This window comes from Paenibacillus sp. Dod16, assembly GCF_049893405.1.
Classification (GTDB): domain Bacteria; phylum Bacillota; class Bacilli; order Paenibacillales; family Paenibacillaceae; genus Paenibacillus_AQ.
In genome coordinates this window covers 93006-115997 of record NZ_JBNDYG010000006.1, presented here as the reverse complement: position 1 = coordinate 115997, position 22992 = coordinate 93006, and the positions used below count along the sequence as shown (strand labels likewise).

22 protein-coding genes are annotated in these 22992 nt (G+C 49.0%); 5 read left to right on the top strand and 17 right to left on the bottom strand.

The features are described from left to right. Positions 1-69: 69 nt before the first annotated feature. The 9 genes from ACPV3A_RS07630 to ACPV3A_RS07590 all read right to left on the bottom strand — a co-directional run bounded on the left by ACPV3A_RS07630 (position 70) and on the right by ACPV3A_RS07590 (position 8484). The gene (locus ACPV3A_RS07630) at positions 70-420 is read right to left on the bottom strand and encodes a type II toxin-antitoxin system PemK/MazF family toxin (protein WP_006212388.1); all 351 of its coding nucleotides are present in this window, start codon (positions 418-420) and stop codon (positions 70-72) included. A gap of 3 nt (positions 421-423) precedes the next feature. After that, entirely contained in the window at positions 424-705 is a 282-nt protein-coding gene (locus tag ACPV3A_RS07625; RefSeq protein WP_028406492.1) for a CopG family ribbon-helix-helix protein, read from the bottom strand. A 225-nt stretch (positions 706-930) separates the two neighbouring features. Further along, the gene (gene alr / locus ACPV3A_RS07620; RefSeq protein ID WP_071222571.1) at positions 931-2118 is read right to left on the bottom strand and encodes an alanine racemase; all 1188 of its coding nucleotides are present in this window, start codon (positions 2116-2118) and stop codon (positions 931-933) included. A gap of 270 nt (positions 2119-2388) precedes the next feature. Further along, complete coding sequence (locus ACPV3A_RS07615; RefSeq protein ID WP_426198688.1) at positions 2389-3498, bottom strand: DUF4367 domain-containing protein; 1110 nt, start codon at positions 3496-3498, stop codon at positions 2389-2391. Positions 3499-3759: 261 nt separating this feature from the next. Beyond that, positions 3760-5088 (bottom strand): MFS transporter, encoded by a 1329-nt coding sequence (locus tag ACPV3A_RS07610; RefSeq protein ID WP_426198686.1) that lies wholly within the window; start codon positions 5086-5088, stop codon positions 3760-3762. A 63-nt stretch (positions 5089-5151) separates the two neighbouring features. Continuing rightward, complete coding sequence (locus tag ACPV3A_RS07605) at positions 5152-5649, bottom strand: winged helix-turn-helix domain-containing protein (protein WP_113058975.1); 498 nt, start codon at positions 5647-5649, stop codon at positions 5152-5154. 165 nt (positions 5650-5814) lie between these two features. After that, positions 5815-6375 (bottom strand): GNAT family N-acetyltransferase, encoded by a 561-nt coding sequence (locus tag ACPV3A_RS07600; protein WP_426198684.1) that lies wholly within the window; start codon positions 6373-6375, stop codon positions 5815-5817. Between the two features lie 42 nt (positions 6376-6417). Continuing rightward, positions 6418-7746, bottom strand: a complete 1329-nt coding sequence (locus ACPV3A_RS07595) for an alpha/beta hydrolase (RefSeq protein WP_426198681.1) — start codon at positions 7744-7746, stop codon at positions 6418-6420. Positions 7747-7914: 168 nt separating this feature from the next. Next, positions 7915-8484, bottom strand: coding sequence for a GbsR/MarR family transcriptional regulator (locus tag ACPV3A_RS07590; protein ID WP_071222565.1), 570 nt, complete (start codon positions 8482-8484; stop codon positions 7915-7917). 371 nt (positions 8485-8855) lie between these two features. On the opposite strand from ACPV3A_RS07590, the gene ACPV3A_RS07585 reads away from it, so the two are divergent. The 3 genes from ACPV3A_RS07585 to ACPV3A_RS07575 are packed head-to-tail and all read left to right on the top strand — an operon-like array spanning position 8856 to position 11797. Then, positions 8856-10058, top strand: a complete 1203-nt coding sequence (locus tag ACPV3A_RS07585) for a quaternary amine ABC transporter ATP-binding protein (RefSeq protein ID WP_194544423.1) — start codon at positions 8856-8858, stop codon at positions 10056-10058. Further along, complete coding sequence (locus ACPV3A_RS07580) at positions 10051-10884, top strand: ABC transporter permease (RefSeq protein ID WP_113058970.1); 834 nt, start codon at positions 10051-10053, stop codon at positions 10882-10884. Before ACPV3A_RS07585 ends, ACPV3A_RS07580 begins: the two co-directional genes overlap by 8 nt. A gap of 1 nt (position 10885) precedes the next feature. Continuing rightward, positions 10886-11797 carry a glycine betaine ABC transporter substrate-binding protein gene (locus ACPV3A_RS07575; RefSeq protein WP_426198678.1) on the top strand — a complete coding sequence of 304 codons (912 nt, stop codon included), beginning with the start codon at positions 10886-10888 and terminating at the stop codon, positions 11795-11797. A 759-nt stretch (positions 11798-12556) separates the two neighbouring features. Here ACPV3A_RS07575 and ACPV3A_RS07570 read toward each other — a convergent pair. The 3 genes from ACPV3A_RS07570 to ACPV3A_RS07560 all read right to left on the bottom strand — a co-directional run bounded on the left by ACPV3A_RS07570 (position 12557) and on the right by ACPV3A_RS07560 (position 15361). Continuing rightward, positions 12557-13288 carry a DUF6081 family protein gene (locus tag ACPV3A_RS07570; protein WP_071222560.1) on the bottom strand — a complete coding sequence of 244 codons (732 nt, stop codon included), beginning with the start codon at positions 13286-13288 and terminating at the stop codon, positions 12557-12559. 17 nt (positions 13289-13305) lie between these two features. Then, complete coding sequence (locus ACPV3A_RS07565) at positions 13306-14232, bottom strand: prenyltransferase (RefSeq protein ID WP_260067912.1); 927 nt, start codon at positions 14230-14232, stop codon at positions 13306-13308. 151 nt (positions 14233-14383) lie between these two features. After that, entirely contained in the window at positions 14384-15361 is a 978-nt protein-coding gene (locus ACPV3A_RS07560) for a LacI family DNA-binding transcriptional regulator (protein ID WP_426198675.1), read from the bottom strand. 492 nt (positions 15362-15853) lie between these two features. Here ACPV3A_RS07560 and ACPV3A_RS07555 point away from each other — a divergent pair, with 492 nt between their 5' ends. Continuing rightward, a complete protein-coding gene (locus ACPV3A_RS07555) occupies positions 15854-16027 on the top strand; it encodes a hypothetical protein (RefSeq protein ID WP_194544428.1) in 174 nt (57 codons plus the stop codon). Positions 16028-16202: 175 nt separating this feature from the next. On the opposite strand, the gene ACPV3A_RS07550 is transcribed toward ACPV3A_RS07555, so the two are convergent. The 5 genes from ACPV3A_RS07550 to ACPV3A_RS07530 all read right to left on the bottom strand — a co-directional run bounded on the left by ACPV3A_RS07550 (position 16203) and on the right by ACPV3A_RS07530 (position 21277). Further along, positions 16203-17033, bottom strand: coding sequence for a phosphoenolpyruvate hydrolase family protein (locus tag ACPV3A_RS07550; protein WP_194544429.1), 831 nt, complete (start codon positions 17031-17033; stop codon positions 16203-16205). Positions 17034-17085: 52 nt separating this feature from the next. Then, positions 17086-18297 carry a Tm-1-like ATP-binding domain-containing protein gene (locus ACPV3A_RS07545; protein ID WP_426198672.1) on the bottom strand — a complete coding sequence of 404 codons (1212 nt, stop codon included), beginning with the start codon at positions 18295-18297 and terminating at the stop codon, positions 17086-17088. A 128-nt stretch (positions 18298-18425) separates the two neighbouring features. After that, the gene (locus ACPV3A_RS07540; RefSeq protein WP_426198670.1) at positions 18426-19631 is read right to left on the bottom strand and encodes a phosphoenolpyruvate hydrolase family protein; all 1206 of its coding nucleotides are present in this window, start codon (positions 19629-19631) and stop codon (positions 18426-18428) included. A gap of 69 nt (positions 19632-19700) precedes the next feature. Continuing rightward, complete coding sequence (locus tag ACPV3A_RS07535; protein WP_426198719.1) at positions 19701-20336, bottom strand: pyridoxamine 5'-phosphate oxidase family protein; 636 nt, start codon at positions 20334-20336, stop codon at positions 19701-19703. Between the two features lie 128 nt (positions 20337-20464). Beyond that, positions 20465-21277, bottom strand: coding sequence for an undecaprenyl-diphosphate phosphatase (locus ACPV3A_RS07530; protein ID WP_194544432.1), 813 nt, complete (start codon positions 21275-21277; stop codon positions 20465-20467). A gap of 436 nt (positions 21278-21713) precedes the next feature. On the opposite strand from ACPV3A_RS07530, the gene ACPV3A_RS07525 reads away from it, so the two are divergent. Next, the gene (locus ACPV3A_RS07525) at positions 21714-22925 is read left to right on the top strand and encodes a PsbP-related protein (protein ID WP_426198668.1); all 1212 of its coding nucleotides are present in this window, start codon (positions 21714-21716) and stop codon (positions 22923-22925) included. The last annotated feature ends 67 nt before the right edge of the window (positions 22926-22992 follow it).

The window sequence follows — 22992 nt, the reverse complement described above, 5'->3', positions numbered from 1 at the left end:
CAAGGAGTTAGTCCTTGAGGGTTTTTAGTCATAACATTCTATGTGGAAAACGTTAGCGCTTGAATGGAATCAAAAATCAATCAAGCCCAGACTTATTTGCAGGGAATCATCCACCTTACTCATCATTTCATCATCAAGATGGGTGATTTTGTCGGTTAGCCGCTGCTTATCAATCGTCCGGATCTGCTCTAGCAAAATGACGGAATCCCGGTCAAATCCATGCGACGCCGCGTCGATTTCGACGTGAGTCGGCAGCTTGGCTTTTTGAATCTGTGCCGTAATGGCTGCAACAATCACAGTCGGACTAAACCGGTTGCCGATATCGTTCTGAATGACAAGGACTGGCCTTACGCCGCCCTGCTCAGAACCGACAACAGGTGATAAATCCGCAAAAAATACGTCGCCCCGTTTAACGATCACTGTCTACACCCCGCTTACTAAGCGGTCTAGAGTGTTGTCTGCATCTTCCTCCGCGTGAAACGCCTCAGAAGCCATGGTCAGGTTAATTTTGGCCATTTCCATATAACCTCGCTGCATGGATTCACGAATGTAACGTTTCTTCCGTTCATTCAGGTACAACTTCATGGCTTGCCTAATAAGCTCACTGCGGTTGGAATTTTCCAGCTGAGCGATCCCGTCCACTTCCTGCAAAAGATGATCCGGTAAACTGATCATGATTCGTTTGGTGTTCTGCATATTGGCCACCCTCTATTACACCCCCACAACCTTCTCGCCCTGTGCACCAGTATTACATTATTCAAGGAAAATTATACAAAAGAATATATATGCCGAAGGTATATCAAGTATGCTGCATATCATTATAAACTACAATCGACACTTTCGTACAGACTTAAACGACATATTCCTAATTCGGGAAGATCTGTACTTATTCCTTCTTTCCTGAATAAATTACTTATGGTGACTTGACTTTTAAAGGTTGCTCCAGAGTGCATTTACGGTCTTCACGGGTATATCATTGCGTATATACTGACGTGGTACCCGGTGGGCAATCATGCAGACGACCTCGTAGTGGATCGTCCCCAGCTTGGACGCCAGCTCATCTGCCGTAATGCATTCGTCAGACTGCTGACCGATGAGTACAACCTCTTCACCAGCTTTAATTTGTTCCGCCTCATCGGCGAAAGGTTTGAGCGATACCATACATTGGTCCATACAGATGGTTCCGACAACAGGGACGCGGCGGCCGCGTATCAGTACTTCCACTTTACCGCTCAGCATACGAGAGAAGCCATCGGCGTAACCGATGGGGAGGGTTCCAATTTGCTCTTCCTCCTCCGTTACATACTTCGTCCCGTAGCTGATACCGGAATGCGGAGGTAAATTTTTGACGTAGACAAGCTTTGTCTTTAACGTCATGACAGGGCGGAGGCTCACTGTTTTTCGATTCACCTCGTCCGAAGGATACAGTCCGTACAAGCTGATGCCGACACGAACCATATCATAGGATAATTCGGGTGTATCAATCGCAGCAGCGCTGTTGCCCGTATGTATGAGCGGGATATGGTAGTCCTTATCCCGAAGAGCGTCCGCTACGCCCTGAAAACGGCGGTACTGTCCCAACGTATAGTCTTTGTTCTTTTCATCCGCTCTTGCAAAATGGGTAAACATTCCTTCGACAACAACCTGCGGCAGCGAAAATACTTCTTCTATAAAAGAAATTGCATCTTCGCCTGGAAGCAGGCCCAAACGACCCATTCCGCTGTCAATCTTGATGTGTACCTTGAGTGGCTTCTCCGGCTGGACCGGCAGTGCCTTTATCGCTTGGAGCACTTCCGAACTGAACAGGGTTATGGTTACATCATGCTCATAAGCGATCTCTACAGCCTCCGGTGGTGTATATCCGAGCACCAGGATCGGGCTGGAGATGCCTCCTTGCCGAAGCTCGAGCGCTTCATCCAGGAAAGCTACACTTAAGTATGCCGCCCCCAGTTGCTGAAGTTCGCGTGCCACTTCTACAGCTCCGTGACCATAGGCGTTAGCCTTCACACAAGCAAGCAATTTCATGTGGCTTGGCAGCGCCTCACGAAAAGCGTTATAGTTGGCGCGCAGATGGTCCAGGTTGATCTCCGCCAGGGTAGGTCGATATATCGCTTGCAATTCCAGTCACCTTCTTACCATTTTGAAAAAAACATTATGCTTTACATTAGATTAATGGTAATGTTCCCGGGGGCAACTGTCAATTGAGGCAAATTGCTTATTTATGAGGCTCGTGGTTCCCCCCGGGTGCGAAACTTGGTGAAACATCGGAATATATGCAAGAAATAGTGATGAGCCCACGGATGGAGTGCCTTTATTTGGAAAAGAGGCGAATGGCCTCATTGTCGGAATTTTGCCCTCCTTCAATGCTCGGTATCCGCCTACTTCGTATTATTTACCCGATTCTCCCTGCATGGAAGCAGCGACTTTCTTCATTTCTTCAACAGGCAGGTTGGCGCTCGTAATTCGGTATTCCACGCCTTCCGAATTCCAGGTCAGCGTTCTTTGCTGATCGCCGGTGAGCAGGCCAACCGTTGTGAAATCGATATACACGGCCTCGCCCGGTACGAGGGAAACCGCACGATCCACCGGTCTGGATTCCATAATCGTGTATTGATACACACCGTCATACTTCAGAATAACCGCATGATCCTTGCTCTCCGGAACTTCCATCGTGTCTTTGTTCGTGACCCCTGCAGGCACATATTCCGGATAGATGATGCCGAAGGATCCCATATCGCGACCCGAAGCCGCTTCCGTCAAACCTTCGGTTCCCTGAGTGCCGTTACCTTCCGTACTGGAAGCCACCGGTACCCCGTTCTCGTCCACTTCCGCCATGGTCCCCTTCGCATCGTTCATGGCACTTAGATTCTTGTTCGTATCAAATGAATCCTTGGTCAGGTTCGTATCAAAGGTAAAGGTGTTGAATTTCACCTCAACAACCACATTCGCTTCGGAATCCGACACTTGTACCTGTTTCGGCGTGTAGTTGTCCTTGGCGAGCCAAATCTTCTGACGAATCAAGGAATGGCTGTGGTAATTGGCGGCCACATCAAACACGTAACTATCCTTATCCTCGGCAAACTGACGGGTGTTGTCGCTCAGAATGCTGCTGAGCAGCGTTTGGTACAGATATACCTGTCCCTGATTATCCGGCCAGTCGCTCTTGAAGCGGAAGCTCTTGTTTAAGCTCGGCGTCAGAACGAACACGCCGTCATCGTTGCGAAGCACGATTTGCGTAATATCCTTTTGCCCATTGGTTAAACTGATCCGGTAATAAGATGGAGACTGGTACCATACCTCAACCTGATACTCCTGCGGCGCCGAACCGGTATGTATGGTCATAACGCCCGCTCCCTGGTAAGCGCCCTTGGCACTTTCCAGCTTATCAGCCACCTTGCCCAGATCCTTTACAACGCTGTCTGCATTCTTCTTCCCGCATCCCGCCAGTATTGTTGTTAAGCATAATACCGCGAGCAGCACCCATGAAATCCGGCGCATGTCATCATCCCCTTCAACACTTGTTTTGACTTGATTGATACATGTCTATGAGGGACTTGGTCACATTATGCAGACTAGCCTGACAAGCACCGCTGCGTTCCGGACTCGGCAGGCATTTACACTTCGCTTAAACGAAAAAAGAGCCGAGATTGAATCCGTCGATCGCTGATTCATCCTCGGCTCGATATATGAAAGTAATCAGTACAAACCCTCTTCTTATTGTTCTCTGTAAGTATAGAAGCTGATCGACCTTAGCCAACTCTAAGGGGCAGTGTGCATAGGAACTGACTTCTCAGGAGCCGTATTCGTATAAGGCGCGAACCATTCCTCATCTACATTGTCAGGTGACGGAAGACTACGGGTAGTCGAGTCAAAGACCCAGAAGATCCCTACGCTGAGCACGGCGATTCCGCATCCCGCGATAATGGAGGAGCTTGCCGCAACCACGCCAAGGGCACCTCCGATCAGGCTGCCAAGCGGCATGGCAATTCCGCTGAGTCCGCTAGCTGCCGCAAACACCGTGCCCAATCTTTTCTCGGGTATTGCCTTCTGAATGACCGAGTTGATGATAACGTTCGTAATCCCTCCGGGAAACCATGCCAGACCGTACACCAGAACGACAAGCCAAGTCCAAGGGGTGAATACGCTGAGACACCAGGCAGCGCCCGATAAACAGAACGCTCCGGCAAAAATATAACCAAGGGGCAGGCGCTCCAGCTTCAAATACGGAGCCAGGATCGCTCCCAGCAAACTTCCGAAAGCCTGTGCCATGAGCAATATACCGTAGACGCCTGCTCCGCCGAGGCTGTCGGCAAACGCTGGCATAACCGTAAAGGTAGCGCCGCCCGCAGCATTGATGACAATCATCCCCATTTGTACCCGTGCGAGCGGGGTTGCCAGAATGTAGCGAAGACCTTCCTTCATGTCCGCCCAATAACTTTTAAGGGCATTACGCTTAGGTTTTGAAGTTAAGGTATTGTTCACTGATGTTTTATTATCGTTGTTATCCGAAGTTTTGATGGATTTCTTGATTTTCAGTTGCGAGAATAACAGCGCTCCGATGAAGAAGCCAATGGAATTCCATAAGTAAAGGGATACTGCGCCCAGCACAATAATCAACACGCCGGATATTGCGTTGCAAGCGACATCGATGCCTTGATAGGCTAAGGAGAACAGCGAGTTGCCTTGCGTCAGCTGTTTCTTATCGAGAATTTTGGGAAGGGCCGACATTTGGGCCGGATATACCCACATATTCAGCGTGGACAGAATCGGTGTAATCGCCAGTACAACGCCGACCGTCAGAAAGTCGAAATAAAATGCAAGCGGAACGATCAACAGAAGAAGCGCCTGAAATAACTGGGTGTACACCAGAAGCCCCCGTATAGGAACCCGGTCAATCATCGGACCGGATAGCAGTTGAATGATTCGGGGAAGAATCGAGAGGAAGCCGGCAAGCCCCGTATACAGCGTCGAGCCCCCGAGATCGTACACCAGCCACATGGCCGCTACCGCGTACAGGCTGTCGCCGATATTCGTAAGAATTCGGCCAACGAACAACAGCAGGAAATTGCGATTTTTAAATATTTCCATAGAGGAACACTCCTTGATTTAAAGTTAGTAGTTTTGGAGAGAAGAGGCTCTAGAAGCCCCTTCCTAATCGGACGTTTCCGTCGAAACCACGTTGATCCCGACGGCATACTCCTTACTGTCTTTCCCTTTGGTCGTGAGCGTCTTGTTCACCCATTTTTCAAGCAGCTCCTTGAATTCCGTTGTCATCTCTTCATATTGGTCTGCGTCCAACTGCAGCCTCAAGCTGATTCTTGTACGGGTCGCCGCTGCATAATCTTCGGCAAGGACCGGGTCCATCGTTTGCGTTCCCTTGGTGTTAAACCACTTCGCTTTGGATTTATAATATTTCTCTACGATGCCGCCGACCGTCCGGGTCTCCACCAAATCTATCAGGCCGCCGTCATACAACTTCTGAATATGATAGTGGATGCTTCCCGGCGAATCTCCCAATTCATCTGCTACTTGCTTTGATGTTTTGGCCGTATCCAGTATGGTTCCGAGAATTTTCACCCGCTGGGCGCTCCCGAGCAGCTTCGCTTGTTCCACCGATATTTCGATGCTTTGATTTTGATCTTGTTCCATAGCTCAACACTCCATTCTAAATTCATTCTAATTACGTAAATTATACGGTTATTTTCGTTCATTCCATTTTAGTTTATCATTCTAATTTTCTAGATCGACATGACACAATAATAAACCACCTATTACCATTTGTAAATAGGCGGCTTATAAATTGTTTATTTTTTTCTAAACTGGTTTGACCATATGATAATAAACATGCCCGTTAATCATGATTTCCTTATCCGTTTTATATCCTCTTCTGTCGTACAAAGAATGAGCCCGATGATTGTCCGTTACCACAGCGAGAGCAATTTTACGATACGTAAGCTCCTTTGCCCGGTTCTCTGCATGTTCGATGAGCGCCGAACCGATCCCCTTTCCTCCAAACTGCGGAGAAACGGATAACGTATCGATATAATACTCATCCTCGTCTGCCTCTTTGTCCAGCGCAACGGAAGGGTCATTCTTAAGCTTCCGCAAACGATCCAGAATCGGACGATCCAATTCGGCCGCTTGATCCCCGCCGTAAGCAACGATAATGCCCGTTACCTCGCCGTCGATCTCCTTCACGGCAGCCTGACGGTAACTGAGCCTGCCCTCGTCTGCCCGGAAATATTGCTCCAGCACTTCAAGCACTTTCTCTTCACTGTCTTCCCCTGTTAATTGATGCGCCACATCGTGCAGTGCGTCATACAGCAGCCTTACCGCTGCAGCTGCATCCTGTGGTCTAGCTGATCTGATGCTCATGCCTATTCATCCTCCGATTACAATTCAATGCATTTTCATATTTCAAGTATCCCAGTCCTCAACCTCATAAAACAGCTCCATCTCAGACGATGCTGTAAAAGAACGCCGTTTAACTTCAGGATCCCCGATCTTCTCGTGCAGTCCAAACCCTCTTGATACCTTGAACGTAAAAGACAAGCCATGAGGTACCATTGCACTTCCTCTATATATGCCATCTCCGCAGTACGGAATCTCAAATCCAGCATAGATCGTGGAGGAAGCCGGTGTGGAAGGCGGTACCTTCACCTGAATCGTGATTTTCACAAGCTCAGGCAATTGTTCCACGATCGTAATCTCTTTATCTGCGCTCAAGCTTCCCATGTGCAGCGTAACCCGGGTACTGCCGGATGTTCGAGGCTTCATCGTTCCGTCCGGCAGCAGCGTGAGCAATTCCGGCTCCTCGACATGGTAGGTTCCGTTCATCAACGATTGCACAAATCCGCTGTCGTATGTAATGACCGGGTTCAGTTTCTTGACGGGTCCGTTCACCCCTACGACGCCATCTCCATGCAGCTTTATCGAGGCTGGTTCTCCAATGTCGCCGAAAAAATACAGCAGCGGCGCTTGCGCTCTGCCTGCCCAGTCGCTTTGGCTGTGAGCCGCTCCCGGATCAAGGAACAGCATGAGATCTTCCCCAGGCACAAACCCGTCTTGGATCAAACGTTCTGCTTCCTCCCGTGCGTATTTTTCCATGAAGACCCCTTCTGCGCCGCCCATATCAAGCCATATCTTAAGATTGGGATGCGTCCCGTATCTTTCATAAAAGGGATGTTCCTTAAGCTCTCCCTGAGCATCAAAATGAGCTTTGACGAAATAAGGAGACATGACCGCTATACTTCCGAACACGTCCGGTCTTCTAAAGCCTATATTGTAGGTAACGATCCCGCCCGCAGACGAACCCATCATGGCCGTGTGCTGAGGGCCCCTCAACGTGCGAAAGTTCTGATTGATATAGGGTATAACTTCTTCAATAATAAATAATTCGTAGCGTTCACCGGCAAACGGGGGATCAAACACCTCATGCATCTTTGGATTGTCATGGAAGTATTCATTCAGTCTTTGATGGGGAACCGTTGCGATGCCAACGATGATAATCTCCTGCATCCGTCCTTCGGAAACCAGCCGATCGGCGGTGACGTGCATATCCCAAGAACCGCCTCTTTCATCCGCTGAAAATACATGCTGCCCGTCATGCATATAGAGTACGGCATAATGCTTCCCCATATTCTCATGATAACTGGGTGGAAGATATACATACAAACTTCGGGTATTGCCTAAGTTAACCGATGGAAAATCTGCAATTTCTACCATTCTTGAGGACATACTGACCATTCTAACCCCTCCTGACTATTTTTGCACCACATACGCGTGTTTGCGCTTAATCACTCCAGGCGATGCCAGATAACAAAAAAAGGCACAACCCGATAAAATCAGGTTGTACCTCTTGGGTAAGCATTGCCTTACTCCACATTATACTGGGGAATTTCCCCATTTTCAATATCAGGATTCACCTTCAGGCGGTTCTTTCGGCACATACTTAAAGATATCGCCATCCACAAAAGTATCAATCAATCGTTCCAGCCATTTATAGTAAGCAACGGCCTCGCGCATCTTCGCCTGATCCTCTTGCAGCACCGCTGCCAGCTCTTCGTCATCTTCATGCGTTTTACGGAGCTTCTCCGTTTCGTCGAGCGCTTTGCGCAGGACCAGAATGTTGCTCTCCACCGATTTACGCCATTTAATATCGAAGAAATCCAAGAAGGTCTGGTACCAGTCATACTCCACTTCATACAAATCCTTGCGGGAACCCTTCTCCCACACCTTGTTTACCATTTTATAATCGAGCAGCGTCCGCACGCCTGTACTCATGCTGGTCTTGCTCATTTTCATTTCCTGCCCCATTTCATCCAGGTTCATCGGCTTATCCGCAAAATAAAGCAGTCCGTATAAATGTCCCGTTGAGAGTGGAATGCCGTACAAATCCATATTCCGTCCAATATTTTCAATGACACGCTTACGAATCTTATGCACGGCTGCCTGCCGTTCATCATCTAAATGGTACAAGCCCATGCTTGCAGCCTCCTCTATCTGTAGCCATCCAAGAAGTCATGTCAACATAACAAAACTAGGTGGACTCGAAGTGTAGTGTGAACGATCTCCATGAAATCTAAACAAGCCGAATCCACACACATTCTCTGATCTATTGTAGGGAAAGCTATTTTAAAAGTAAAGAAGATCGCTCTAGAGGATATTGGAGCATATGGGAGCATTTCAAAGGATAACTTTGTACAGTTTTTACTGTACGTTCTTTATGTACGGATATAACGTTTGATACTTTACGTATCGGTTGTTACAATGGGTGACATGGGTTTACGAGACGACAGGAATAAGAAGACTCGGTCAAATGGACGCGTCTCTATACAATAAAAGGAGGAGTACTTTTGGCTATTCTGCAAGTTAACAAAGTCAGCAAGTTGTTCGGCGCGAATCCGGAACAAGGGATTCAATTGCTGGAGCAAGGCTGGAGTAAAGCGCGAATTGCGAAAGAGAAGAACATAACGGTTGGCGTTAACCGTGTCAGCTTCGATATTCACGAAGGCGAGATTTTTGTCATCATGGGGCTGTCAGGCAGCGGTAAATCTACATTGGTCCGTTTGCTAAATCGGTTGATTGAACCAACATCGGGCGAAATATTGATCCACGGCAAAGATCTCCGAAAAATGAACAAGGAACAGCTGCGTGAAGTACGACGCAAAAAAATCAGCATGGTGTTCCAGAAATTCGCCTTGTTCCCTCATCGTTCGGTTGTAGAGAATGTGGAGTACGGATTGGAAATTCAAAAGGTACACAAAAGCAAGCGGCACGAAGCAGCCATGAAGTCGCTTGAGCTTGTAGGCTTGAAGGGCTGGGAGGAAAAGATGCCCGATCAGCTTAGCGGCGGGATGCAGCAGCGTGTCGGGCTAGCCCGCGCACTCGCTAATGATCCCGAGATTCTGCTAATGGATGAGGCCTTCAGCGCACTGGATCCGCTCATTCGCAGAGACATGCAGGACGAATTGATCGAGCTCCAGGATAAAATGAAAAAAACCATCGTGTTCATCACGCATGACCTGGACGAAGCTCTTCGAATCGGCGACCGCATTGCCTTGATGAAGGACGGTTCGATCGTGCAGATCGGAACGCCGGAAGAAATCTTGACCCAGCCTGCCAACGATTACGTTGAGCGGTTCGTGGAAGATGTGGATCTGTCCAAGGTGCTTACCGCTTCACGCGTTATGCGCCGTCCGGAGACCATTACGATGGATCGTGGACCTCGCGTTGCGCTGGAGCTTATGCGTGAACGGGGAATCTCGAACCTGTTCGTCATCGACCGTTCCAAGAAGCTGCTTGGCGTCATTACGGCCGAAGATGCTTCGGATGCCATGAAAAATAACCGTAAGCTTGCGGATATACTCATCACGGATGGCCCGAGTGTTGGACCCGATACATTGCTAAATGAATTGTTTGAAATTACGAGCATGGCTAAAGTACCGTTGGCCGTTGTGGATGAGAATGGCCGATTGATGGGCGTTATCGTCCGCGGTGCTGTACTTGGTGCCCTGGCCGGAGAAAGCAAAAGCGAGGAGGTGACGCAAGATGCCTAAGATCCCTCTCGCAAGCTGGGTTGATTCCTTGGTCGAATGGATGGGAGACGTCTTCTCCGGATTCTTTGACGCCATCTCCTTCATCATCGAAAACATCGTGCAGCTGTTTACGGATTTGTTCATGCTGCCTCATCCGTATCTGTTCATTGTCATCCTGGCCGTCATTGCCTACCTATTAGGCCGTCTGCCGTTGACTTTGTTCACAGCCATCGGTTTTCTGCTCATCGATAACTTGGGTTACTGGTCACAGACCATGAGCACGCTCAGCCTGGTTATCACAGCAGCCTTAATCTCCGTTATACTGGGTGTTCCGCTGGGTATATGGGCGGCCTACAGCAAGTCGGCATCCCGCGTGATCATACCGGTTCTTGATTTTATGCAAACTATGCCGGCATTTGTGTACTTGCTCCCTGCCGTTACATTCTTCAGCTTGGGCGTGGTTCCCGGGGTTATCGCTTCGGTTATTTTCGCCATACCGCCAACGATTCGCTTGACCCGTCTTGGCATTATGCAAGTATCAGGTGAACTGACGGAGGCTGCAGATGCATTCGGTTCGACTTCCGGACAAAAATTGTTCAAGGTTCAGCTTCCGCTGGCCATGCCAACCTTGATGGCCGGCATTAACCAGACCATCATGCTGTCCTTGTCGATGGTCGTCATCGCTTCGATGATCGGTGCCCAAGGTATCGGTGCCGAGGTCTACCGGGCCGTAACGCAGCTGCAAATTGGTAAAGGTTTTGAAGCTGGCTTGGCTGTCGTCATTTTGGCGATTGTCCTTGACCGCTTTACACAAAATATATTTAAAACGAAAAAAAGGGGTGCTTAATTTGAAGAAACAGAAGTTTTGGTTGCTGCTCAGCTTGGCTGCTATTCTGGTTCTGTCTGCTTGCGGAAATGGCGGAACGGATGGAACGACGGACAAAGGGGCTGAAGGCGGTTCAACTGCTTCCCTCGGTGAACAAGTGAAACATGAAATCATCGGTATTGATCCAGGTGCAGGCATTATGAAGGCGACCGCAGCGGCTATTGAGGAATATGGATTGACCGACTGGAAACTGGTCGAAGGCTCCGGAGCTGCCATGACGGCAACCCTTAACAAAGCCATTAAGAATGAGGATCCGATCATTATTACCGGTTGGACTCCGCACTGGATGTTCTCCAAGTATGACCTGAAGTATCTGGAAGATCCGAAGAAAGTATTCGGTGAAGCGGAAGAGATTCACACCGTTGTCCGTCTTGGACTGAAAGAAGATCATCCGGAAGCTTACAAGTTCCTAAGCAATTTCAAATGGACGTCCGACGATATGGGTCAGATTATGACGGCGATTCAAGAAGGCCAAGACCCTGAAGCTGCCGCGAAGGAATGGGCAGACAACAATGCGGAGAAAGTCGACGCCTGGCTCGAAGGCGTTCAACCCGTTGACGGCAAAACCTTCAAATTCAGTTATGTCGCTTGGGATTCCGAGATCGCCAGCACCAATCTGCTGAAAGTGATCATGGAAGACAAGCTCGGATACAAAGTTGAGGCGCTTCAAGTCGAAGCAGGCCCCATGTGGACCGGCGTTGCCAACGGCGACGTGGATGCAACCGTAGCAGCATGGCTTCCGTTGACGCATGCAGACTACTGGGATAAGTTCAAGGAGCAAGTCGAAGACCTTGGCGCTAACATGGAAGGCGTGAAAACCGGCCTGGTGGTTCCGTCTTACGTGGAAGCAAATTCAATTGAAGATTTGAAGTAATATAAGACCATCCCATGGTATATGGGATGGTTTTCTTTTTTGGGTGGTCAAGATTAGTCGGCCTGTTCTGGGAGGATGTATCCGTTCCGGTCGCTGTTGAAACCAGGAAAACGTGATGATATTCTTGCGGTATTTTCCCGGTTTCAAAGGCGAACGCCAGGTCTCCTCCACGCATACATCCTCTGTTCCTAAGTACGGCCTCCAATCTTTCCTCCCACCAAAAGAGAGCCATCCCTTTCGTCTGGGATGGCTTTTTTTGGGGCTGGGCGCGGGAGGGGCTAAGCTGACCACTGCTACACGGTCAGCTGCCTGATTCATTGCCGGGCATGCTAGGAATCCTCTGGACTCACAGGCTTGCCGGCCGGCTCGAGAGTCTGACCTGTTCTACACGGTCAGACTCATTCATTGCCGGACATGCTGTGAATCCTCTGGACTCACAGGCTTGCCGGCTCGGCTCGAGGGACTGACCTGTTCTACAAGGTCAGATTCATTTATTGCCGGACATGCTGTGACTCCTCTGGACTCACAGGCTTGTCGGCTCGGCTCGAGAGTCTGACCTGTTCAATTCGGTCAGACTCATTTATTGCCGGGCATGCTGTGAAATCCTCTGGACTCACAGGCTTGCCAGGCCAGCTTCCTTGCCCTGTCGGGGGCTTGCAGCTTTCCCCGATACGGCCTCGACATTGCACTGCTTCAGCTCGTCCCTCGCTCACAAAAACGATCATGCCCACAGATGGGCATGATCGTTTTTCATAAACACTACTCTTTTATCGTTACCGTCACGGGAGAGTATTCGGCAATGACGGTTTGTCCATGCACGGATACACTGCCCTGCGGCGTAAGATCTTTTTCGGTCATGATCCCCAATGCGATGGTGAACTTGTTAAACTTGATCGGGATGTTTTTCTCCCGGCGGATCTCCTCGCCGTTCACGTAGAAGATCGCTTCGTCCTCGGCACGATTATACGTAATTTTGTACGTGTTGAATTCCCGCGGTGTAAAATGCGTATCTTCCTCTTTGAAAATGCAGAAGTAACGGGTCTTGTCCGATTCCGGCACCTGTACCCCCGGGAATGGCAGGACGGCATACACGCTGGCATACTTGTCGTTCGAAGCAAAAAAGTCCAGTGCTGCACCCGTGCTGAAATCAAGCAGATTCAACGATACGTAACCGTCATACAAGTCGCCGGGAACCGTACCCTGTGTGCGTGCCCGAATTTGCAGCTCAAACGTAACCTCGCCGGATTCCGGTACGTCTACCTCTTCGTTGGAATAATACATATGCTTGGCATTATCGAGAATTTGGATTTGATCATTCTGGCGGCTGAGCGGTGCCCGCACGTACAGGATTCCGTTGCGGACGATCACGACTGCATTCGGCTCGCGATATTCCCAGAATGAACCGTCCGGCAGCGGAAAACCGCCGATCTTCCAAGTCCCGGTCTCGGACAGGATAGAGTGAAAATCACCAAAAACGCGTTGTTGTTCCATCTAATTCCCCTTCTTCCTTACAAAGTCTGAATGATTCCTTGAATGATCAATGACAGGATCAGCACGCCGCCGCAGCGCATGGTGGTCATCGTTGACGCACCCATCAGTGGTAAATACGCTTCGGAACGGTTGTTGTCCTTCAGTCTTCCATAGACAAGATACAACGGAATCATCGTAAGCAGTGCAATCAATGCGTAAGGCGGGAGCGCCCCGGCCAATACGCAGGCTATCAAAGACAAGCAGGCCAGCAGCAGCAGAACTCTCGAGAAGCTCAGCGCTCTTTTTTCACCCCATACCACTACCAGGGTCTTCTTCCCGGCCTGACGATCCGCCTGCCAATGCAAAAAGTGATGATTAAACAAAATCAGCGTTGTCAGCAGCCCAATGGGCAGTGACAGCAGCAGCGCCCGAACATCCATATGTGAGGTTTGAACGTAGTATGCGCCCATCACCGGCAAAATACCAAAGGATAGCAAAATCGCAATCTCGCTGAAACCCTTGCCGCGGTATCCGAATTGAATCGGCGGTGCGACATAGAAATAAGCGATCAGCCCGCCAAGTCCGCCAAAGATGAAGGCCCACCAACCACTGATCAAACTAAGGATAATACCGCTCAGCGCCGCAATCCCGAACAGCGTCCAGGTAACGATCTCGAATTTACGGAGCGACCAGACGCCCTTCGTAAGAAAACCGGAATTCGTGGAGATCGCATCTACATGCTCCTGCGCTTCCGTGTCCGTTCCGTTCTTATAGTCCCACAAATCATTCACCATATTGGAGAACAGATGGGCAGCGCCGCTCCCGATCAAGGTCAATAAAAAGAGGCCTATATGAAATTCACCTGTCCATACATAAGCCCCGAGTGCTCCTAAAGCAACCGGAATCAGCATAACGGGAATCACTTTGATTCGGGAAGCTTTTTTAAACTGTTCAAGGGCATCCACTTGGTTATGCTCCTTTCCTTCTATAATACAGAATAGAACGCCTGCAGACAGCTGCAGACGTTGACGTTGTGAAACATGGAACTTGCATAAATAAGAATATCATAATTGTCGAACTTTGTAATCCGTTTGTTAGAACTTGGCTACGCAGCCATTATACCGATGAACGTTCGATCAGCTCGAAGGCAAGCTCCTTGCGAATCGGCTCTTTCCGCTCCCCTTGAATATGCGCATACAGCATCTTGAAGGCCTCCGAACCCATATCAAAGAGTCGGTTATCAATCGTGGTGAGACCCAGCATTTTGCCGATCGGCTGGTTATCGAAGCCAATGACAGCGAGCTCTTGCGGAATGGACAGTCCTCTCTTCTCAGCTTCATAGATCAAACCCGCGGCCACATGGTCACCCGTTACCAATAAACTACTTGGACGTTCCTCCATAGCGGACAGCCGATCCATGATTGCCGCACCGTCTTCCAGATCGATACAGCCATCCAAAATCCATTCCTGGCGGTAAGGCTCCCCGATCTCTTTAAGGACTTCTTCATATGCCACTTGGCGTGCTCTCGTGCTCGGACTATCCAGTCTTCCCACCGTGAAGCCGATGCGTCGATGTCCTCGCTCTATCAAATATTGCATGGCACTGCGAAATGCGTCAGCATGGTTTATATATATAGAAGAAAATAATCGTTCGCCCGCATCCTGACAGCATACAATCGGTCCATAAGCACAATAGGCTTCGATCTGTTTTGGGGTCACGGCCGATGATAAAATAATAATGCCGTCAATCTCGCGGTTTCGCAGCATCTCCAGCACTTCCACTTCCTTGTCCGGCGCATACCCGGTTTGGCACAGGATTAGGCGATAGCTAGCGGCAAGCGCTTCTTGGCCGGCTCCCTCCATCAGCAAGGAGAAGTAGGCATGATTAATAAACGGCAGCATGATAGCAATATTCATCGTTTTCCCTGTAATCAGATGAACCGCGTTCATATTCCGGGCGTATTTCAACTGTTTCATGGTCTCCAACACACGTGTCCGCTTATCTTCCCTGACATAGGGATGGTTGTTTAGCACCCGGGATACCGTTGAGACCGATACGCCTGCCAGCTTGGCAATCTCTTTAATGTTAGCCACAATCCATCAAGCCCCCTTCATCCACTGGTTCCTTCCTGATACTATCATGATTGCTTCCCCTATTCAAAGGGAGGCAACCCGGAGTAAAAGAGCTGCTGCATTCGAGTGTACACAATACCCACGCATTGCTTTTTTTTGATACGATTACAAATATCACCCTATGGAGGTATCGGCATGTCGAAACTGTTCAAGACACTGGGCGCTATATGGCTAGCCTGGCGATCAGAAACCACCCCTTGGAAATTCCAGGGCTAATCTCAGCGCACTGAAGGGTTATAAGATGAATGCAAAAGATGAACAACGATAAAAAGAAGTCTTGATCTGGTATGCTTTTCATACTTTACACTGAGGTTGGGTGGAAACCTTCATTCATTGTCAGCGTGACCGGCAAGGGCGTGATGGCAAGGGCAAGGCTTCTGCCTTTTTATCATGATTCGTGAAACTTGGATCTTGTCCATTACGTTATCCTTGTATTAAGGAGCTGATGGAAAAATGGAGACGTTCGGCAGAGGCTGCCTGTACATTATAATGGGTATGGTTGGATTGTTCCTGCTTGCCATTCTATTGGGGACGACGATTACGATCCCCTGGTTCATCTTCATTCCGCTTATCATCATTGCTTTTGCTATAGCTGCATCCAAGAGCAAGAACAAGGATGATGATTAAGCGAACCAGCGGATAAGCCGCCGGATGCTAGAGAGGTTGCTACCCGTCGTTATCGGACCCATATACGAATTTAGACCCGATCAACGCTTCTCTAGCCACTGTAGATGAAAAAGACTCCCTTCATGGGAGCCTTTTTTCTTTCCTTATGATTCCGATCATTCTTTTTCTTATCATTTTATTTGGAGATATTCTTAAATGCCTCAGTCTGCTGCTTAATGCCAACCTCTGTGGCAAAACGCTCGATACTGGAGGCTCCGAAGAATCCCTCCACGCCCTTGGTTCTGGACAATACATACGCCGCATCTTCAGGTTCTGCAATCGGACCGCCATGGCACAGAATCATAATGTCCGGGTTGACGGCTTTACCCGCATCACAGATCGCTTGAATCTTGTCCACGCAATCGTCGAGCGTCAGTGCCGTTTTCGCGCCTATGGTACCTTTGGTGGTAAGTCCCATATGGGCAACCAGAATATCGGCTCCGGCTTCGGCCATCTTCTTCGCTTGATCGACATCAAACACATATGGGGTGGTCACCATACCCAGCTCATGAGCCTTCCGGATCATCTCAACCTCAAGATCATAACCCATGCCCGTCTCTTCCAGATTCGCCCGGAATACGCCGTCAATCAAGCCCACCGTCGGAAAGTTCTGCACGCCCGCAAAGCCTTGCTCCTGAAGCTGCTTCAGAAAAATATCCATGATCCGGAACGGGTCCGTGCCGCAAACCCCCGCCAATACCGGCGTATGCTTAACGACCGGCAGCACCTCATTCCCCATGTCCACCACGATCTGATTCGCATCCCCGTACGCCATCAATCCTGCGAGCGAGCCGCGCCCCGCCATCCGGTAACGGCCCGAGTTATAAATAATGATCAAGTCTACGCCGCCGGCTTCGGCGCTCTTGGCCGAAATCCCTGTTCCTGCTCCCGCTCCCAATAACACCTTACCCGCTGCTACCTCTGATTTTAATTTTGCTAATACTTCTGTTCTTATTTGCATGGCCATGATATATGTTCCTCCTTCAGTATGAATACTTGGTGCGTTTGGCTTCCCCTTCTCACTGCCGTTTCATCAGCTCCATCAGCTTATCGGCTGCAGCCACGGCAAAAGCTTGGTCATTAATGTCCGTATTCATCTCGATCAACTCAACGTTCTTACGATCTATGCGTTGTCTTAAAGTATCAAACAGCATCTTATCCTCTTCAGGTCCATGGAATGCTTCCCCTTCTACATCGAGCATCGATACGCCCTTCAAAGGGAGCATCAGCACCGTAGGCCCTTGCGAACCATTCAGCTTCTCTGCAATCTTCTCGCCAAGCTGTCGGTTCTCCCCAACCGTGGTCCGCATCAACGTAACCGAGGGGTTATGCTTGTACAGATTCCGTTCCCGGAATATCTCCGGCACGGTCTCATATGGACCGAAATTGACCATATCCAGCGCTCCGGTCGATACAACCTGCGGTACCTTGCAGCGACCGGCTGCTTCCAGCCGATGCGGACCAGCCGCCAAAACGCCGCCCACCAGCTCATCGCACCATTCCGTTGTCGTCAAATCCAGCACACCGTCTATATATCCGGCCTCAATGAGGCTTTCCATCGTTTGTCCGCCCGTACCTGTTGCGTGAAATACAAGCACTTCGTAACCATGCAGCTCCAGATGCGCCCTGGCATAATCGATGCAAGGCGTCGTGACTCCAAACATCGTCGCTGCAACCAGCGGCTTTTTATCCACCGGGGGCGCCGATTCGAACTGAACCATACCGGCGATCGCATGTGCCGCGTTCGTGAATATTTTGGTGGAAAACGAGTTCAGTCCGGATACATCCACGATGGACGGGAACATGATAATATCACTTGTCCCCACATAAGGCGCTGTATTGCCGGATGCGACCGTGGACACCATCAGTTTCGGAACGCCGATCGGCAATGCCCTCATGCCTGCTGTGACGATCGAAGTACCTCCCGTACCGCCGAATGACAGCATGGCGTCGAATTTGCCCTCTGCATACAGCCTCGGTACAATTTTTCCCATCCCTTGAGCCAACGCTTCAGTCCCTGCCGCCCGGTCCTTCCGGGCCGCGATCTCACGTATATCTACTCCAGCTGCCGCTGCAACCTCGTCGTTGGATACATCCGGCTTGAACATCGGTTCAAACACACCGCTATGGATCGTAAACGTCTTTAGCCCCAAGCTCTCGATGACGGATTTAACGTATGAAAACTCAGCACCCTTCGAATCAAATGTCCCCGCAATAGCTACCGTCTTCACCGTGCAGACCTCCTCCATATCTCATCTAAAGGATCGCTTGCACTCGTCCTGACAGGTCCGGCATTGGATCCCTACAAGACCATAATACAGCGCTTTCAAATAAAAAAGATCGTATCGATGTACGATCTTTATGTATATTTGTCTTTCAAATGCTGACGGTAGGATTGAGGAGAAGTTCCCGCGTATTTCTTGAAGGTTTTGCTGAAATGAACATAGTCAGGGTAGCCTACCAATTCGGCTATTCTGCCCAGTGACAGCCTGCTGTGCTTCATGATTTCCTGCGATTTGTGAATCCTGTACTTGGCTATATATTCCGGAAAGCTGCACCCCACTTCCCTGTTAAAAAGCGCGCTCAGATGCGTTCGTGAAACATGAATTCGCTCTGCCAGCTCGGTCATTGAAATCGGGCCCCCGTAATTCTCGGCAACATAATCCTTCACAAATGCAACATAATCCATCGGCTCTTCGAGCCCCGAGAGCTTCTCCATCAGCTGCCGATCCTGCTCCAGATGGCCCGTTGCCTTAAAACGATGTGTTGCATCCACGATGGCCTCCTCCGTCGGTGTTCGTTCAAAGCTCGAACCGCCCACGTAACCCATGGCTGATGTGTTGTCATACATATATTGAACATCGATCGGCGTATGGACAGGGCCGCCATACACCAGCTTGATCGGCCGCCTGCCCGAAGCGTCACATACTTCAAATATGTCTCTGGCGATTTCCGCCCCCTTCTCCAGCGACCATGCTTTCGTGGTGCCCATCAACCCGCCCGCCGTGACCCCCAAATGGGCGCAGATGATATCAGCTCCCGCATCCAGCATCCACTTCGTCTGCTCCGGAGTAAAAACAAAGGCCATCGTAAACATATCTTGCTCATGAGCAGCCAGGATAGCCTCCACCTCCTGCATATAGGTAATGCCTTCTTCCTCCAAGGCTTCACGGAACTGTCCATCAATCAGTCCCAGAGTCGGATAGTTGATAATGCCAGCAAAACCGCTGCCGCGAATGTATTTCAAGTAATCAGGGAGTTGAATGGTTGGATCTGTGCCGCATAGGCCGAAGATTACCGGTATGTCACGGACTACCGAAAGAATCTCCCGCGAGCCGAATTCCATCACCATTTCATTGCAGTTCGCATAGGGCATGAAACCCGCCAGGGAGCCGAGTCCCATCTGCCGAAAACGACCCGAGTTCAGGGCCAATATCAGATCAGCCCCGCCCTTAACCGCATATTTTGCCGAGATTCCTGCTCCTGCCGCGACGCCAATCAATCGCTCCTGCGTCTGTATTCCTTTATGTAATCGGTCTAAAATTTGTTCTCTGGTCGTTTTCAAAGCTATTGGTCCCCTTTCTTCAATCTGTCCGTCATATCTCATCGTCGCTAAACTTATTATAAATGAATATCAATAGAGACGCTTGTTGTAACTATCCTGTAATCCCCGAATAACCGACTCCTCCGTCACACTATCTTGATTCACATGATCCGTAATGATCTTGGACGGATTCGGCAGCTGTTCGCCTGATATCCAGGAATCGGGATTCCATGCTTGCGAGCGTATGAAGGCTTTTGCACAGTGCATATAGCATTCCTCAACCGAGACCCCAATGCCAAGCCATGGCCGTTTGCCTTGCACGCTAAGCCGATCCAGGATTTCTTTATCCCTTACCAAGACGGCACTGCCGTTAACACGCAGGGTCTCCTTCAAACCCGGTATGACAAACACGATGCCGACCCTCGGGTTGGTCAGGATATTTCGCAGCGAATCAAAGCGTCGATTTCCCGGCCGTTCCGGAATAACCAAACAGGATTCATCCATCACATGCACAAACCCCGGTGCATCTCCCCTGGGCGAAGCATCGCAGTAACCGGATGCGTCCGAAGTAGCCATAAATAGCAGCGGACTCTTGGCAATGAAGTCTTGGCAGTGATGATCCAATCGATCAATCGCTTTATGTTTGACCACGTGATTAGACTCGCCGAACAGGTCCCGAAGCTCCTCCTCCGCTGTAATGATGGACTGAAAAGGAACTGTTATCATCATAATCACCCTCCTTTTAGTTACTCCTCGAACCTTCTTCTTATATCCAATCAGATTCTGTCCTCTCCCTCGTATGAAAAGAAGCCCCCCGCAAGTTCAAAGAACCTATGGGAAGCCTTGCTCCATTCTTATAAGAAGACAAGCAGCAAAACGCCGACGACAAAGCAATAATAAGCGAAATATTTCAGGTTTCCGCGCGCCATGATATTCATGAGCCATTTCATCGCAACATAGGTACAGATCAGTGTAGCAATGAACGCGATCAGATAAGGAATTAGCAGCGAAGAAAAGTCGGGATCCGATGTGATATCCGACACACCCAGCACCATACCGCCGAAGCTTATAGGGATATAGAGCATAAAGGAAAACCGAAGCGCTGTCTCCTGCTTCATCCCTACAGCGATCGACGTAATGACGGTTGAGCCGGATCGGCTAATACCCGGGATCAGCGCAACCGCCTGGGCCAAACCTACGATAAGCGCGTCCTTGAATGACAGGTCATTGTCCAGCTTACGACCGCGAAGATTCCTTATCAGCCAAAGGGCGACTCCCGTGAACAGCAGCGCAATACCAACCGTATGTACAGAAGCAAATATTTCTTCGATCTGATCTTTGAACAACAGACCAATAATGACAGCCGGAATCGTACCTACAACAATATACAGAATGAACAAGAAGTCGGATTTATACTCCGGTTTTCGTGTGCGTAAATAATTTAGGCCGTTCACGATCAGTCTCTGCAAATCCTTGCGATAGATAAACGCAATCGCAATCAACGAGGCCGCATTGGTTAGCATTTCGAATGACAGCCCATTCTGCTCCATGCCCATGAGTCTCTGGGCAACAATCAAATGACCGCTGGAGGATACCGGAATCGGCTCCGTAACCCCCTGCACAATACCCAGCAGCAAGTACTTCAACCACATGATGAAATCTTCCATAACTCTCCTACTCTCTTTACAACATTTGTATGGCTTAAAAAAATACTAGTCTATCATATCCCAAAAAAATAGCAACAATCAAACCACGAGCGGGTCAAAAAGGTATGTAAACAAGAGAAGCCCCTCTAACCACGGAATTAGAGGGGCTCCTAATCTATTGTTAAGAGGTGATTCCATCATATGATCTGCAGCTTAATGAAACCTTAAAGCTTCATTAGGGGGACATAAAAAGTTGTAAGTACACCAGTGATCACTATGGTGAGATATGGGAAAGGCTACTGTTCACAGGTAATAGTTCTATTTTCCCATTAATTTCTATTATTCTACAATATCCGTACATTTTCGCATTAAATATAGAAATATATACCTAGTTCTGATAGACTATTCTATAATATTCCTGTTTTAACAGGCTAACAACAAGCGGCGGAAAATTTCCGTGCAAGCAAATCCCCTAGCCGATAGGGACTTCAAGAAAAGAGAAGAAGAAATGAAAAGCCTGGCAAAATCCACCCTGTTCATCATGTTGTTATTGGTCATGCTAACTGCATGCAGTTCAGGGAAAGACGCAACCGAAACTTCATCCGCCCCTTCACCATCCGAAAATGAAGCGGCAACAAACACGGCCTCTGAAAATACGGAGACGAATGAAGAACCTGACAAAACTCAAACATTTAAGGGAGAGAATTTCTCCTTTTCCTACCCTTCGACATGGAAGGATGCAGAGCTTAACGTCCCTCAAGTCGTCGCGGCATTCGTAAACCCCAATCCCCAAGGAGCTTTTGTTGATAATTTAAATGTCGTTATTGAGGAATCGTCTGCTACTCCCGAGGAAGCAGCTAATGTTGCCGTACAAGGTTTAACCAATGGAGATGGGGGACCATTAATACAAAATTTCAAAAAACTGAACTACATCGACGTTCCCGAAAAGGCGGCGGGAATCCTGGAATCGGAATACACTCATGGAGAGTCCAACGCCCAGGTCATACTGACTCAATATTTTGTCCCAAACGGCAATGAGCTTTATACGCTTTCCATTTCCTATTCCAAGACAGCCTACGATAATGGAGGAAAAGCGAGTGTCCAAAACATCATGGACTCGTTCGAAACCGTTAAAGTTAGTAATCAGGTGGAAGACTCGAACGCTAACGATGGCAGTAATGTCGAAGGATTAACGGAAGAAAACCTTTTCGCTGAAATCATGGCTTATGTGATCCCTATTGAAATTGAAGACGCAGCTCTAGACGAGCTCACCTATAACTATTTTGTTGAGCATTATGAGTTATTTCCAGCGCTTACACCCGAAGCTCAAAAGAGAGCGAAGGCAGAAGTCGATCCCAATATCACGTCTCGTCACCTCAACAAAAATCTGAGTCCCTATTTGGATCAGATGATCGAGGTAAGTGGATACGTTGTTGATATCGTTGAAGAGGAAATCGACGAGGGCATTACTCTTGCCGAAATACACATCGTAGATGATAACGATAACTCCATTATCGGTTTTTACGCCCACACTACCGGCGATATTCTGCAAGACGATTACGTCACGATGCGAGGAGTGCCGGCAACATTTTATTCATTTGAAAATGTAGGTGGAGGAACCACGAATTCCGTTCTTATCGGTGTGTCCACGATTGAGAAAACGGAATAGTTTGTTTCTTATAGATGCTCTATTATACGGTGATACCTGGACATAAAGAAAAGCACCTTTAGCGGTG

Excerpts from the sequence above, each read along its gene's own strand:
- ACPV3A_RS07550 (WP_194544429.1), bottom strand. The coding sequence starts at position 17,033 with ATGGCCATGCAAATAAGAACAGAAGTATTAGCAAAATTAAAATCAGAG.
- ACPV3A_RS07580 (WP_113058970.1), top strand. The coding sequence starts at position 10,051 with ATGCCTAAGATCCCTCTCGCAAGCTGGGTTGATTCCTTGGTCGAATGG.
- ACPV3A_RS07610 (WP_426198686.1), bottom strand. The coding sequence starts at position 5,088 with ATGGAAATATTTAAAAATCGCAATTTCCTGCTGTTGTTCGTTGGCCGA.
- ACPV3A_RS07530 (WP_194544432.1), bottom strand. The coding sequence starts at position 21,277 with ATGGAAGATTTCATCATGTGGTTGAAGTACTTGCTGCTGGGTATTGTG.
- ACPV3A_RS07570 (WP_071222560.1), bottom strand. The coding sequence starts at position 13,288 with ATGGAACAACAACGCGTTTTTGGTGATTTTCACTCTATCCTGTCCGAG.
- ACPV3A_RS07605 (WP_113058975.1), bottom strand. The coding sequence starts at position 5,649 with ATGGAACAAGATCAAAATCAAAGCATCGAAATATCGGTGGAACAAGCG.
- ACPV3A_RS07555 (WP_194544428.1), top strand. The coding sequence starts at position 15,854 with ATGGAGACGTTCGGCAGAGGCTGCCTGTACATTATAATGGGTATGGTT.
- ACPV3A_RS07595 (WP_426198681.1), bottom strand. The coding sequence starts at position 7,746 with ATGGTCAGTATGTCCTCAAGAATGGTAGAAATTGCAGATTTTCCATCG.
- ACPV3A_RS07535 (WP_426198719.1), bottom strand. The coding sequence starts at position 20,336 with ATGATAACAGTTCCTTTTCAGTCCATCATTACAGCGGAGGAGGAGCTT.
- ACPV3A_RS07590 (WP_071222565.1), bottom strand. The coding sequence starts at position 8,484 with ATGGGCTTGTACCATTTAGATGATGAACGGCAGGCAGCCGTGCATAAG.
- ACPV3A_RS07600 (WP_426198684.1), bottom strand. The coding sequence starts at position 6,375 with ATGAGCATCAGATCAGCTAGACCACAGGATGCAGCTGCAGCGGTAAGG.
- ACPV3A_RS07615 (WP_426198688.1), bottom strand. The coding sequence starts at position 3,498 with ATGCGCCGGATTTCATGGGTGCTGCTCGCGGTATTATGCTTAACAACA.